Annotated in this window: 11 protein-coding genes; 3 read left to right on the forward strand and 8 right to left on the reverse strand. The window is 71.1% G+C overall.

From position 1 onward, the window contains the following. Window positions 1-5 precede the first annotated feature (5 nt). The 5 genes from GA0070610_RS02160 to GA0070610_RS02180 all read right to left on the reverse strand — a co-directional run bounded on the left by GA0070610_RS02160 (window position 6) and on the right by GA0070610_RS02180 (window position 5,698). Complete coding sequence (locus GA0070610_RS02160; protein WP_088998465.1) at window positions 6-1,034, reverse strand: ABC transporter ATP-binding protein; 1,029 nt, start codon at window positions 1,032-1,034, stop codon at window positions 6-8. Continuing rightward, entirely contained in the window at window positions 1,018-2,055 is a 1,038-nt protein-coding gene (locus GA0070610_RS02165) for an ABC transporter ATP-binding protein (protein WP_088998466.1), read from the reverse strand. The genes GA0070610_RS02160 and GA0070610_RS02165 overlap by 17 nt, the downstream gene beginning before the upstream one ends. Window positions 2,056-2,092: 37 nt before the next feature. Next, window positions 2,093-3,049 (reverse strand): ABC transporter permease, encoded by a 957-nt coding sequence (locus GA0070610_RS02170; RefSeq protein ID WP_088998467.1) that lies wholly within the window; start codon window positions 3,047-3,049, stop codon window positions 2,093-2,095. A 20-nt stretch (window positions 3,050-3,069) separates the two neighbouring features. Then, on the reverse strand, window positions 3,070-4,008 hold the full coding sequence (locus GA0070610_RS02175; RefSeq protein ID WP_088998468.1) for an ABC transporter permease: 939 nt from the start codon (window positions 4,006-4,008) through the stop codon (window positions 3,070-3,072). An 85-nt stretch (window positions 4,009-4,093) separates the two neighbouring features. Beyond that, window positions 4,094-5,698 carry a peptide ABC transporter substrate-binding protein gene (locus tag GA0070610_RS02180; protein WP_088998469.1) on the reverse strand — a complete coding sequence of 535 codons (1,605 nt, stop codon included), beginning with the start codon at window positions 5,696-5,698 and terminating at the stop codon, window positions 4,094-4,096. Between the two features lie 430 nt (window positions 5,699-6,128). Between GA0070610_RS02180 and GA0070610_RS02185 the strand changes: the two genes are divergently transcribed. Further along, window positions 6,129-6,989 (forward strand): bifunctional methylenetetrahydrofolate dehydrogenase/methenyltetrahydrofolate cyclohydrolase, encoded by an 861-nt coding sequence (locus GA0070610_RS02185; RefSeq protein WP_088998470.1) that lies wholly within the window; start codon window positions 6,129-6,131, stop codon window positions 6,987-6,989. Window positions 6,990-7,129: 140 nt separating this feature from the next. Continuing rightward, a complete protein-coding gene (mdh, locus tag GA0070610_RS02190) occupies window positions 7,130-8,080 on the forward strand; it encodes a malate dehydrogenase (RefSeq protein ID WP_088998471.1) in 951 nt (316 codons plus the stop codon). Between the two features lie 56 nt (window positions 8,081-8,136). Here the strand turns inward: mdh and GA0070610_RS02195 are convergent, their stop codons facing one another. Further along, window positions 8,137-8,943: an MBL fold metallo-hydrolase gene (locus tag GA0070610_RS02195; RefSeq protein ID WP_088998472.1), complete on the reverse strand. Its 807-nt coding sequence runs from the start codon at window positions 8,941-8,943 to the stop codon at window positions 8,137-8,139. A gap of 137 nt (window positions 8,944-9,080) precedes the next feature. Here GA0070610_RS02195 and GA0070610_RS02200 point away from each other — a divergent pair, with 137 nt between their 5' ends. Further along, a complete protein-coding gene (locus GA0070610_RS02200; protein ID WP_088998473.1) occupies window positions 9,081-10,298 on the forward strand; it encodes an NADP-dependent isocitrate dehydrogenase in 1,218 nt (405 codons plus the stop codon). Between the two features lie 598 nt (window positions 10,299-10,896). Here GA0070610_RS02200 and galT read toward each other — a convergent pair. Together galT and GA0070610_RS02210 are read right to left on the reverse strand one after the other, a co-directional pair. Then, window positions 10,897-11,973: a galactose-1-phosphate uridylyltransferase gene (gene galT, locus GA0070610_RS02205; RefSeq protein ID WP_088998474.1), complete on the reverse strand. Its 1,077-nt coding sequence runs from the start codon at window positions 11,971-11,973 to the stop codon at window positions 10,897-10,899. Then, a complete protein-coding gene (locus GA0070610_RS02210; protein WP_088998475.1) occupies window positions 11,970-12,794 on the reverse strand; it encodes a DeoR/GlpR family DNA-binding transcription regulator in 825 nt (274 codons plus the stop codon). Before GA0070610_RS02210 ends, galT begins: the two co-directional genes overlap by 4 nt. Between the last annotated feature and the right edge of the window lie 53 nt (window positions 12,795-12,847).

Here is a 12,847-nt window from a genome sequence, read left to right on the forward strand (position 1 = left end):
GTGGGTCAGGGCGCGGGGCGGAGTTCGGCGAAGTGGCAGGCCGAGGGGTGCGGGTCCGCCGCGCGGGGGACCGCGTGGGGCTCCTGGGTCGCGCAGACCTCCTGGGCCTTCCAGCAGCGGGTGCGGAAGTGGCAGCCGCTGGGCGGGTCCGCCGGGCTCGGCACGTCGCCGGTGAGCCTGATCATGGTGCGCTGGTCGCGGGCCTCCGGGTCGGGCACCGGCACGGCCGAGAGCAGCGCCTGCGTGTACGGGTGGGTGGCCCGCTCGTAGATCTCGTCCTCGGTGCCGATCTCCACGATCTTGCCGAGGTACATGACCGCGACCCGGTCCGAGATGTGCCGGACCACCGACAGGTCGTGCGCGATGAAGATGTACGACAGGCCGAACTCGTCCTGGAGCTTCTCCAGCAGGTTGATCACCTGGGCCTGGATCGACACGTCCAGGGCGCTGACCGGCTCGTCGCAGACGATGATCTCGGGCCGCAGGGCGAGGGCGCGGGCGATGCCGATGCGCTGGCGCTGACCGCCGGAGAACTGGTGCGGGTACCGGTTCATGTGCTCCGGGTTCAGGCCGACCACGTCGAGCAGCTCCCGCACCCGGGTCTGCCGGCTGCCCTTCGGCGCGGCGTCCGGGTGGATCTCGAACGGCTCGCCGATGATGTCGCCGACCGTCATCCGCGGGTTCAGCGAGGTGTACGGGTCCTGCATGACCATCTGCATGTTGCGCCGCAGCCGCCGCAGCTCGGCCCCGGAGGCGGAGAACAGGTCCCTGCCCTCCAGGGTGGCCCGGCCCGCGGTCGGCGTCTCCAGCCGCATGAGCAGCCGGGCCAGCGTCGACTTGCCGCAGCCCGACTCGCCGACCACCCCGAGGGTCTCGCCCCGGCGCAGCTCGAAGCTGACGCCGTCGACGGCCTTCACGGCGCCGACCTGCCGCTGGAACAGCACGCCCTGCCGGATGGGGAAGTGCTTGACCAGGTTGTCGACGGCGAGGATCGTCTCGCCGCGTACCTTGGTCGGGCTAGCGGGCGCTGTCATCACGGACCTCCTGGGCGAAGTGGCACGCGCTGGTCCGGCCGTCGCCCAGCACCAGGTCGTGCGGCACCACGTCGACGCAGACCTGCTGGGCGTACGGGCACCGGGGGTGGAACGGGCAGCCGGACGGGATCCGCATGAGGTTCGGCGGCAGCCCCCTGATCGTGGAGAGCTCCTGACCCCGTACGTCGAGGCGCGGGATCGACTCCAGCAACCCCTTCGTGTACGGGTGGGCCGGCGCCCGGTACAGCGAGTGGACGTCGGCGTGCTCGACGATCCGGCCGGCGTACATGACGGCGATCCGGTCCGCGACGCCGGCGACCACGCCGAGGTCGTGCGTGATCAGGATCATCGCCATGTCGAGGTCGCGGCGCAGGTCGGCCAGCAGGTCCATGATCTGGGCCTGCACGGTGACGTCCAGGGCCGTGGTCGGCTCGTCGGCGATCAGCACCTTCGGGTTCATGGCCAGCGCCATCGCGATCATGACGCGCTGCCGCATGCCGCCGGAGAACTGGTGCGGGTAGTCGCCGAGCCGGCTGGCGGCGCCGGGGATCCGTACCAGGTCCATCAGCTCCACGACCCGCGCGCGGGCGGCGGCCTTCGACATCCCCTCGCGCTGGCGCAGCGTCTCGCCGATCTGCCAACCCACTCCGAAGACCGGGTTCAGCGCGGAGAGGGCGTCCTGGAAGATCATGGCGATCTCCTTGCCGCGCACCTGCCGGCGCTGCTCCTCCGGCAGTTTCAGCAGGTCACGGCCCTGGTAGCGGATCTCGCCGGAGCGGATCACGGCCGGGGGAGTGTCGAGGATGCCCATGATCGCCTGGGCGGTGACCGACTTGCCCGAGCCCGACTCGCCGAGCACGGCGAGTGTCTCGCCGGGATCCAGGTGGTACGACACCCCGTTGATCACCTTGGCCACACCCTCGCCGGTGCGGAACTCGACGTGCAGGTCCCGTACGTCCAGCAGGTGGCCGCCCTCGGGCGTGGGGGAGGCCGGCGTGGGGCGGACGGCGGACTGGCTCACGGTTCGCGCCTTTCGCTCTTGACGGTGGTGGGCGGGGTCAGCGCAGCTTCGGGTCGAAGGCGTCGCGGATCGCGTCGCCGAGCATGATGAACGCCAGCACGGTCAGCGCCAGGAAGACCGAGGGAACCAGCAGCGGGATGGCCGACTCGCGCATGTGCACCCGGCCGGCGTCGATGTCGATGCCCCAGGAGATGGTCGGCGCCTTGAGTCCGATGCCCAGGAAGCTGAGCGTGGCCTCGGCGGCGATGAAGGAGCCGAGGGCGATGGTCAGCACCACGATCGCCGGGGCGAGCGCGTTCGGCAGGATGTGCCGCAGCATGATCCGGCCGTCGCCGGCACCGAGCATCCGTGCCGCCGCGACGTAGTCCTGCTCCTTGGCCGTGATCACCGAGGAGCGGACGACGCGGGCGGCCGTGGTCCAGCCGAGGATCGACAGCACGAAGATCACCGCACCGATCCGGACCGCCGAGCTGTCGCTGTTGACCCGCTTGAGCAGCACGATCGCGGCGAGCAGGAGCGGGATGCCGAGGACGATGTCGATCACCCGGGAGAGCACCGCGTCGACCCAGCGGCCGAAGTAGCCGGCCAGCATCCCCACGGCGAGCGCGATCAGGCCGGTGAGCAGCGCGGAGAGCGCGCCGACCAGCAGCGACGCGCGGGCGCCGTACACCGCCCGGGAGTACGTGTCGCAGCCCTGGAAGTCGTACCCGAAGATCGCCCCGCCGGACGGACCGGCGTGCTGGCGGGCCAGCACGCAGTCGCGCGGGTCGTTCGCGGTGAACAGGCCGGGCACGGCGGCCATGGCGGCGACCAGCACCACCAGGGCGAGGCTGATCCAGAAGATCGGCTTGCGGCGCAGGTCGCGCCAGGCGTCGCCGGCCAGGCTGCGGGGCTTCTGCGGTACGCCCACCTGGTTCGGCGCGCCGGGCTCACCCGACGGCCCCCGCCGCGCGGCCTGGTTCTCGCTCGCGGCGACGGTCTCGAAGTCACTCATGCCCGGTTCCTCCGGTGCACTCACTCATAGCGGATCCTCGGGTCGAGTACGGCGTACAGGACGTCCACCACCAGGTTGGAGACGAGGTAGACCACGACGAGCACGCTGACGATGCCGACCACCAGCGGGCCGTCCTCGGTGCGGATGCCGCGGAAGAGGTTGAAGCCGACCCCGGGGATGTTGAACACGCCCTCGGTGATGATCGCGCCGCTCATCAGGTTTCCCAGCTCGACGCCGAGGAAGGTGACCACCGGGATGAGCGAGTTGCGCAGCACGTGGACGCTGACGATCCGCCGCTTCACGAGCCCCTTCGACCGGGCGGTGCGGACGTAGTCGGCGCGCAGGTTCTCGGCCACCGAGGTTCGGGTCAGCCGCAGCGCGGTGGCCAGCGAGAGCGAGCCGAGCACGATGCCCGGCAGCAGCAGCGCGTACAGGTCCGGGTCGGCGCCGGCGGTGGGCGGGAAGAGCTGCCACTTCACGCCGAGGAGGTACTGCGCCAGCGGGGCGAGCACGATCGTGGGGATGCCGAGCACCAGCAGGGTCAGCAGCAGGGTCGAGTTGTCGAAGATGCTGGCCCGCCGGATGCCGGCGAGGACGCCGGCGGTGACCCCGAAGAGGATGGTGACCGCCATGGCGATCAGCGCCAGCTTGACCGTGACCGGCCAGGCGGCGGCCAGGATGTCGCCGATCGAGCGTCCGGTGAGGGACTGCCCGAGGTCACCCTGGAGCAGGTTCTTGAGGTAGTCGAAGTAGCGGTAGAAGAAGCCGCCGACCCCGGTGCGGTCGAGGTGGAACTTCTCCGTCAGGTATGCCCGCTGCGCCGCCGTGACCGGGCGCTCGCCGGCGAGCGCCTGGATGGGATCGCCCTGGCCGGCGAACATCAGCGCGTAGACGATCAGCGTGGTCCCGAAGAACGCGAGGACCATCTGGAGCAGACGCCGCAGGATGAAGCGGAACATACTTGGCAGTCTGGCGGAAAAAGTGCGAAGAGGAAGGCGGGTCGGGCCACCGTACGCCGATGGCCCGACCCGTCCTGCCGTGGTGTTACTTGACGGCCTCGATCTTCAGCAGGTCGATCCGGTCGAAGAGATCCATCTCCACGTTGGTGACCTTGGTCGAGTGGCCGAAGTTGTTCTGGCCGTACCGCAGCGGGATCACCGGCAGGTCCTCCGCCAGCAGGTCCTCCGCCGCCTGGTACTTCTTGATCGCCTCGTCCTCGTTCGCGGCGCTGGCGCCCTCGGCGAGCAGCTTGTCGAACTCCGGGTTGGCGTAGCCGTAGTAGTTCGACGAGCCGTTGCTGCTGTACAGCGGGCCCAGGTAGTTCTCCATGGACGGGTAGTCCATGACCCAGCCCATCCGGAACAGGCCGACCGGCTGCTTGGCCTTGACCTTGGTCAGCAGGTCCGCGAACTTCGGCTCGGCGGTGCCCACGCAGTCCACGCCCAGGTTGGTCTTGAGCTGGTTGCAGGTCGCGTCGATCCAGTCCTTGTGGCCGCCGTCGCCGTTGTAGGACAGCTCGATCCTCGCCGGGCCGCCCGCGGCCTGGTACAGGGCCTTGGCCTTGGCCGCGTCGAACTCGCCGGCCTCGCCGATGGTGTTGTCGCGGTAGCCCGCGACGACCGGCGAGACGAACGAGCGGGCCGGCTGCTGCGAGTCCTTGAAGATCGACTTGGTGATCTCGTCCCGGTCGATCGCCATGGAGATGGCCTTGCGCACGTCCGGGTTGCTGAACTCCTCCTGGAACGTCGGGAAGGCCAGCACCTGGAGCGACGACGCGGAGCTCTGCTTGAACCGGTCACCGAGGTCGGTGCCGGCCGTCGAGAGGTTCTCGGTCGGGATGGTCTTGATGACGTCCAGGTTGTCCGAGAGCACGTCCGCGTACGCGGCGGTCGGCTGCTGGTAGATCCGGAACTCGACGCCGGCCACCTTCGGCTTCTCGCCGGGGAAGGCGTCGTACTTCTCGACCTCGACCTTGGCGTCGTGCTGCCAGGTGCCCTTCATCTTGAACGGGCCCTGACCGACCGGCGCCTGCTCGTACGCCTCGGCCAGCACGCCGGGCGCGGAGAACGCGGCCTTCGGCATCGGGTAGAAGGCGGTGTAGCCGAGCATGGTCCGGAACTCGCTGTACGGCTGGGACAGCGTGACGGTGAAGGTCAGGTCGTCGACCTTCTTCAGACCGGTGAGCGTCTTGGCCTTGGGGGTCTCGCCCTGCAGGTCCTCGTAGCCGGCGATCTTCTCGAAGAAGTAGCTGGAGTTCTGCCCGTTGGGGGCGTACGCGCCGTAGTTCCAGGCGTCGAGGTAGTTGTCGGCGGTGACCTTCTCGCCGTTGTGGAAGGTGTAGCCGTCCTTGAGCTTGACCGTCCAGGTCGTGTTGTCCTCGGACGTCACTGACTCGGCCGCCACCTCGTAGGGCTTGTTGGCCTCGTCGTAGTCGACCAGCGGGCTGAACAGGGCGGCGAGCACCTGCGAGCCGCTCGTCTCGTTGGTGTTGGTCGGCACCAGGTGCTGCGGCTCGGCGATCTCGATCCGCACGGCCGCGTCGGGGTTGCTCTCGCCGGATCCACCGTCGCCGCCCGAGCCGCAGGCCACCAGGCCCAGGGTCACCGCGAGCGGGAGGGCGGTCCAGGCAGCGAGCCTACGAACACGCATGTAGCCTCCTCATCTCCTCACGCTGCGCAGTCGGGCCCGACGTTGGGTTAACGCTGCGCAACGTTGGGCAACGGTAGGTCACCGGTCGGCGATCGACAACGAGCCGGTTGCGAACCGGTAACGGAGTGCCGGCCTGAGCCTTGTCGAGGCGGCCCGCACCTGCTATGGCTGTCGGGCCCCGGATGTGGGCTCTCGCTGCGGAGACTCTCGGCGTCGCCGAGGCCGCTCGCGACGGTCGGCCCGTCTCGGCCCGCTCGTCCCGGGCGTGCCGTTCCGGTCCGCGGGCTGCCGTTCCGCCCGGATCGGGGAGGCCTCCAGCCCGCCCCGAAGTGACTCAGAGTGATTAACGGCACCTCACTCTTCGTGGTCGCGCGGCCGGCTTGGCCCGGGTCGTCGGATCGCCGGCCGTGGACCGTGAGACGATCTGGGCGTGACGGCGACGCTTCTGGACGGCAAGGCGACCGCGGCCGAGATCAAGGACGAGCTGCGGACACGGGTCAAGGCACTGGCGGAACGCGGTATCACCCCCGGGCTCGGCACGGTCCTGGTCGGTGCGGACCCCGGCTCCCAGGCGTACGTCAACGGCAAGCACCGCGACTGCGCCGAGGTGGGGATCGCCTCGATCCGCAGGGAGCTGCCGGCCGACGCGACCCAGGCGCAGGTCGACGCCGTGCTCGACGAGCTGAACGCCGACCCGGCGTGCCACGGCTACATCGTCCAGCTCCCGCTGCCGGGCCACCTCGACACCCAGCGGGTGCTGGAGCTGATCGACCCCGACAAGGACGCCGACGGCCTGCACCCGGTCAACCTCGGCCGGCTCGTGCTCGGCTACGACGGCCCGCTGCCCTGCACCCCGCGCGGCATCGTCGAGCTGCTCCGCCGCCACGACGTGGCGCTGCGCGGCGCCAAGGTCGCCGTGGTCGGTCGCGGCAACACCGTCGGCCGTCCGCTCGGTCTGCTGCTCACCCGGCGCAGCGAGAACGCCACCGTGACCCTCTGCCACACCGGCACCCTCGACCTGGCCTCGCACACCCGGGCCGCCGACATCGTCATCGTGGCCGCCGGCGTGCCCGGCCTGCTGACCGCCGACATGATCACGCCGGGCGCGGTGGTCGTCGACGTCGGCATCACCCGGGTGATCGGCCCCGACGGCAAGGGCCGCTACACCGGCGACGTCGCCGCCGAGGCGGCGGAGGCCGCAGGCAAGCTGGTACCCATGCCGGGCGGCGTCGGCCCGATGACCCGCGCCATGCTGCTGACCAACGTCGTGGAGCGGGCCGAACGCGACTGAGTCGCCGGCCGGCCCCGCCCGGAGCCGGACGGCGGTGACGTTCGCCCCATCCCGGCGATGGCCGCCGCCCCTGGCCTGTTCGGTGCCAGGATGACTGATACGGTCCGGAAAACCGACTGGTAGCAGGGAGTGGGACGACCATGGGTAAGAAGGTCACTGTCGTCGGGGCCGGCTTCTACGGCTCCACCACCGCGCAGCGCCTGGCCGAGTACGACGTCTTCGACACCGTCGTGATCACCGACATCGTGGAGGGCAAGCCCGCGGGTCTCGCCCTGGACCTCAACCAGTCGCGTGCCATCGAGGGCTTCGAGACCAAGGTGGTCGGCGCGACCACCGGCCCGAACGGCGAGGGCTACGAGGCCATCGAGGGCTCGGACGTCGTGGTGATCACCGCCGGCCTGCCGCGCAAGCCGGGCATGAGCCGGATGGACCTGCTGGAGACGAACGCCAAGATCGTCCGCCAGGTCTCCGAGAACGTCGCCAAGTACGCCCCGAACGCCGTCGTGATCGTGGTGTCCAACCCGCTGGACGAGATGACCGCGCTGGCCCAGCTCGCCACCCAGTTCCCGAAGAACCGGGTGCTCGGCCAGGCCGGCATGCTGGACACCGCCCGGTTCACCAACTTCGTGGCCGAGGCGCTGGGCGTACCGGTGAAGTCGGTCAAGACGCTGACCCTCGGCTCACACGGCGACACGATGGTGCCGGTGCCGTCGCAGAGCACGGTCGACGGCAAGCCGCTGCGTGAGGCCATGCCGGCCGAGCAGATCGAGGAGCTGGTCGTCAAGACCCGCAACGGCGGCGCCGAGGTGGTCGCGCTGCTCAAGACCGGCTCGGCCTACTACGCGCCGTCGGCCGCCGCCGCGCGGATGGCCAAGGCCGTCGCGGAGGACTCCGGCGAGGTCATGCCGGTCTGCGCCTGGGTCGACGGCGAGTACGGCATCTCCGGCGTCTACCTGGGTGTCGAGGCCGCCATCGGCGCCGAGGGCGTCAAGCGGGTCGTCGAGACCGACCTGGACGCCGACGAGCTGGCCAGCCTGAAGGAGGCCGCCGAGGCGGTCCGCGCCAAGCAGGGCGACGTCGCCAGCATGTGATCCACCCGTCGAGGGGGCACGCCGGTCGCCGGCGGGCCCCCTCGCGTCGTATCCGGCTACAGCGTGACGAACGCCTCGCCCAGGTGCGGGGTCGCGAGGACCGTGGGGCCGCGCGCGGCCAGGTCGCGCAGCAGGCCCACCCGCGAGGCACGCGCCGTGGCCTGGTCCTCCTCGTGGGCGTACGCCAGCTCGGGGTCGACCAGTTGCACGGCGTGCACCAGCAGGTCGCCGGTGAGCAGCAGCCGCTCGTCGCCGACCTCCAGCAGTACCGACTGGTGCCCGGGCGTGTGCCCCGGCGTCGGCAGCAGCCGTACGCCCGGATCGAGCCTCTCCTCGCCGTCGACCACCCGGAGCTGGCCGGCGGCGCGCAACGGCGCGACCAGGCCGGCCGACAGCCCCGGGTCGAGCTGCCCCACGGCGGCCAGCTCGGCCCGCTGGAGCAGGTAGTCGGCGTTGGGGAAGTACGGCGTGCCCGGTGAGCCGGTGACCGCCCAGCCGACGTGGTCGCTGTGCAGGTGGGTGAGCACCACCGCGCGCACGTCGGCCGGGTCGATGCCGGCGGCGGCGAGTTCGGCCGGCAGCCGGCCGGGCACCGGCGCCCAGCTCGCGGCGGGGGAGCCCGCCGGGCCGATCCCCGCGTCGACCAGGGTCACCGGGCCGTCCCCGGCGCGGATCGCGAAGCCGCGGAACGGCAACCACCAGCGGCCGTCGGCGGTCACCGTGCCCGGGTCCCGCCGGTCGGCGGCGCGCCACTGCTCCGCCGTGGCGTCCGGGAACGCCTCGGCGCGAGGCTGGAAGAACGGCCCCTCGCCGTCGGTGAGCGCGGTGACCGTGATAGACCCGAGGATGCGGCTCAGCGGCATCGGGCGATCATGCCAGCGGTCCCTGCGCCGTGCACTCCGTTTCTTCCGGCCCGACCGAGGCCGGCTGGGGACTGCCGATCAGTTTCCAGTACGCTCGTACTGCTTGAGCACGTGTCCCCCGAGAGGAGCGCCGGCCGATGGCGAAGATCAAGGTAAACAACCCGGTCGTTGAGCTCGACGGCGACGAGATGACCCGGATCATCTGGAAGCAGATCCGGGAGCAGCTGATCCTGCCCTACCTCGACGTCGACCTGCACTACTACGACCTGTCGATCCAGCACCGCGACGAGACCGACGACCAGGTCACCGTCGATGCCGCCAACGCCATCAAGGAGCACGGCGTCGGCGTCAAGTGCGCGACCATCACCCCGGACGAGGCCCGGGTCGAGGAGTTCGGCCTGAAGAAGATGTGGCGGTCGCCGAACGGCACGATCCGCAACATCCTCGGCGGCGTCGTCTTCCGTGAGCCGATCATCATGTCCAACGTGCCGCGGCTGGTCCCCGGTTGGACCAAGCCGATCATCATCGGCCGGCACGCCCACGGTGACCAGTACAAGGCCACCGACTTCGTCGTGCCGGGCCCGGGCAAGGTGACCATCACCTACACCCCGGCCGACGGCGGCGCCCCGATGGAGATGGAGGTCGCCAACTTCCCCGGCGGCGGCATCGCCATGGGCATGTACAACTACGACGAGTCGATCCGGGACTTCGCCCGCGCCTCGTTCCGGTACGGCCTGGACCGCAACTACCCGGTCTACCTGTCCACCAAGAACACCATCCTCAAGGCGTACGACGGCCGGTTCAAGGACATCTTCGCCGAGGTGTTCGAGAACGAGTTCAAGGCCGAGTTCGACGCCGCCGGCATCACCTACGAGCACCGGCTGATCGACGACATGGTCGCCGCCGCGCTCAAGTGGGAGGGCGGCTACGTCTGGGCCTGCAAGAACTACGACGGTGACGTGCAGTCCGACACCGTCGCGCAGGGCTTCGGCTCGCTGGGCCTGATGACCTCGGTGCTGCTCTCCCCGGACGGCCGTACGGTCGAGGCCGAGGCCGCGCACGGCACGGTCACCCGGCACTACCGGCAGTGGCAGAAGGGCGAGAAGACCTCGACCAACCCGATCGCGTCGATCTACGCCTGGACCCGGGGCCTGGCCCACCGGGGCAAGCTGGACGGCACCCCGGCGGTCACCGAGTTCGCCAACACGCTGGAGCAGGTCATCGTCGACACCGTCGAGGGCGGCCAGATGACCAAGGACCTCTCGCTGCTCATCTCGCGGGACGCCCCGTGGCTGACCACCGACGAGTTCATGAACGCGCTCGACGAGAACCTGGCGCGCAAGCTCTCCGCCTGATCTTCTCTGCGCCTTCCGGCGGCACCTGACGGTGCCGCCGCCGCATCACCAGGAGCCCGCCGGCACCCGCCGGCGGGCTCCCGCCGTTCCACTCGCTCGTGCCGTCCTGCCGTCCCGTCGAGTGGCGGGAGCGTGGGCTCTGGCGGTGGTCGCCCGCCGAGCGCCTGAGATCTTGGTGAGAAACGGCCCCTCCAGGGGCCCATTCCTACCAAGATCTATCTGCTTGGCCTTTCGGCGTACGTGCTTGGCGGCGTGTCGGGGGGTGACACGCCGTCGGCGTCACCTGCTTCGGCGCGCCTCGTTGACCTGGGTGGACGAGATGCCAGTCGCGTCCAGGAAGGTTGACCGCGGTCGCCTCGCGGCAAGCGCGCCGATCAGCCAGCCTTCCCGGCTGTCGCGTACAGCCAGCCGTCCCTTCCCTGCGGGGGGCCCTGTCCCGGGCCCCCCGCGCCCTGTCTCCGCCCCGCCACCGGCGACCACCCGACCGCCCGCGCCCACCGGTACCGCTCCAGCCGGCAGCGCCGGTCGAACCGGGGGCGTCACGCCGGCGGCCTTCCCGCGTCCGCTGAGCCCAGTTCGGTGGACGCGGTGCCGTGGCTCAGGCGGCGCGGAGGAGTTCGGCGGCGCGCTCCGGGGCGATGTCGTTGATGAAGACGCCCATCCCGGACTCGGAGCCCGCCAGATACTTCAGCTTGTCCTTCGCGCGCCGGATGCTGAACAGCTGAAGGTGCAGGTGACCCAGCTCGCGGTCGACGCGTACCGGCGCCTGGTGCCAGGCGGCGATGTAGGGCATCGGCAGGTCGAACAGCCCGTCGAAGCGGCGCAGCAGGTCCAGGTAGAGCGGCCCGAAGGCGTCCCGCTCGGCGTCGTCGAGCGCGGGGATGTCCGGCACCGCCCGGTGCGGGGCCACGTGCACCTCGAACGGCCAGCGGGCCGCCGCCGGGACGTACGCCGTCCAGTGGTCGTTCTCGGCGACCACCCGCGTGCCGGCGGCCCGCTCGGCGGCGAGCACGTCGGCGTAGAGGTTGCGCCCGCCGGTGCCCTCCGCGTGCCGGCGGGCGGCGGCCAGCAACGCCCGGGTCCGCGGGGTCACGAAGGGGTACGCGTAGATCTGGCCGTGCGGGTGGTGCAGGGTGACGCCGATCTCCACGCCCCGGTTCTCGAAGCAGAACACCTGCTCCACCCCCGGCAGCTCGCCGAGCACCTGCGTACGGTCGGCGAGCGCGTCGAGGACGGTGCGCACCCGACGCGGCGGCAGGGCGGCGAAGGACGCGTTGTGGTCGTCGGTGAAGCAGACCACCTCGCAGCGGCCCCGGCCGGGCCGGACCGGGGTGTACGGGGTGATCTCGGCGGGCTCGTCGGCCACCCGGCCGCTCAGCGAGGGGAACCGGTTCTCGAAGACGGCGACGTCGTAGCCGGGCGCCGGGATCTCGCTCTGCCGACCGTGGGTGCTGGGGCAGAGCGGGCACTGGTCGGCCGGCGGGAGGAAGGTGCGCGTCTGCCGGTGCACGGCGACAGCCACCCACTCGTCGGTCAGCGGGTCCAGGCGCAGCTGCGACGCGGGCGGTGGCGGGGGCAGCTCGCGCCGGTCCGGCTGGTCCCGGACGGCGTCGTCGCGTTCGTCGAAGTAGATCAGCTCCCGGCCGTCGGCCAGCGCGATCGCGGTGCGCTTCACCTCGCCATCCCCTCATCTGTCGTCGTGGCCGCCCGCCCCGCGCCCGCCGAGGCGGGCACGACGACCAGCTCGCCCACCCGTTCGGCGAGCGCCTGCCGCGCGTCGGAGGGCAGCCGGTCGTCGGTGACCAGCAGGTGGGCGGCGGAAAGCTCAACGATCGAGGAGATGCCGACGGTGCCCCACTTGGTGTGGTCGGCGAGCACGACCAGCCGGTCGGCGGCGGCCACCAGGGCCCGGTCGGTCTCCGCCTCCATCAGGTTCGGGGTGGTGAATCCCGCCCGCTGGGTGATCCCGTGCACCCCGAGGAAGAGCAGGTCCAGGTGCAGCGACCGGATGGCGGCGACGGCGAGCGGCCCGACCAACGCGTCCGAGGGCGTACGGACCCCGCCGGTGAGCACCACGGTCTGGTCCGACCGGCCGCCGGTGTGCAGTATCTCGGCCACCGGCAGCGAGTTGGTGACCACGGTCAGCCCCGGCACGTCGACCAGTCGGCGGGCCAGCTCGGCGGTGGTGGTGCCGGCGGAGAGGGCCACGGCCGCCCCGGGCCGGACCAGCTCGGCGGCGCGGCCCGCGATGGCCGCCTTCTCCGCGAGCTGCCGCACCGACTTGACCCGGAAGCCGGGTTCGTCGGTCGAGCCGGGGCCGGCCACCGTCGCGCCGCCGTGCACCTTGGCCAGCAGGCCGCGTTCGTGCAGCGCCTCCAGGTCGCGGCGGATGGTCATGTCCGAGACGCCGTACTCGGCGGCCAGCTCGGTGACGCGTACGCCCCCGGTGGCGCGGACCCGCTCCAGGATGGCCGCCTGTCGCTGCTGAGCGAGCATCCGCCGCACCTCCGTGCCTGCCGCGCACTCTCACGCGGTCGAACGTGTTCGAA

The organism is Micromonospora echinofusca, assembly GCF_900091445.1.
GTDB lineage: Bacteria > Actinomycetota > Actinomycetes > Mycobacteriales > Micromonosporaceae > Micromonospora > Micromonospora echinofusca.

Coding starts and splice junctions, on each gene's coding strand:
- GA0070610_RS02195 (WP_088998472.1), bottom strand. CDS start 8,943: ATGCCGCTGAGCCGCATCCTCGGGTCTATCACGGTCACCGCGCTCACC.
- GA0070610_RS02160 (WP_088998465.1), bottom strand. CDS start 1,034: ATGACAGCGCCCGCTAGCCCGACCAAGGTACGCGGCGAGACGATCCTC.
- mdh (WP_088998471.1), top strand. CDS start 7,130: ATGGGTAAGAAGGTCACTGTCGTCGGGGCCGGCTTCTACGGCTCCACC.
- GA0070610_RS02175 (WP_088998468.1), bottom strand. CDS start 4,008: ATGTTCCGCTTCATCCTGCGGCGTCTGCTCCAGATGGTCCTCGCGTTC.
- GA0070610_RS02170 (WP_088998467.1), bottom strand. CDS start 3,049: ATGAGTGACTTCGAGACCGTCGCCGCGAGCGAGAACCAGGCCGCGCGG.
- GA0070610_RS02200 (WP_088998473.1), top strand. CDS start 9,081: ATGGCGAAGATCAAGGTAAACAACCCGGTCGTTGAGCTCGACGGCGAC.
- GA0070610_RS02180 (WP_088998469.1), bottom strand. CDS start 5,698: ATGCGTGTTCGTAGGCTCGCTGCCTGGACCGCCCTCCCGCTCGCGGTG.
- GA0070610_RS02210 (WP_088998475.1), bottom strand. CDS start 12,794: ATGCTCGCTCAGCAGCGACAGGCGGCCATCCTGGAGCGGGTCCGCGCC.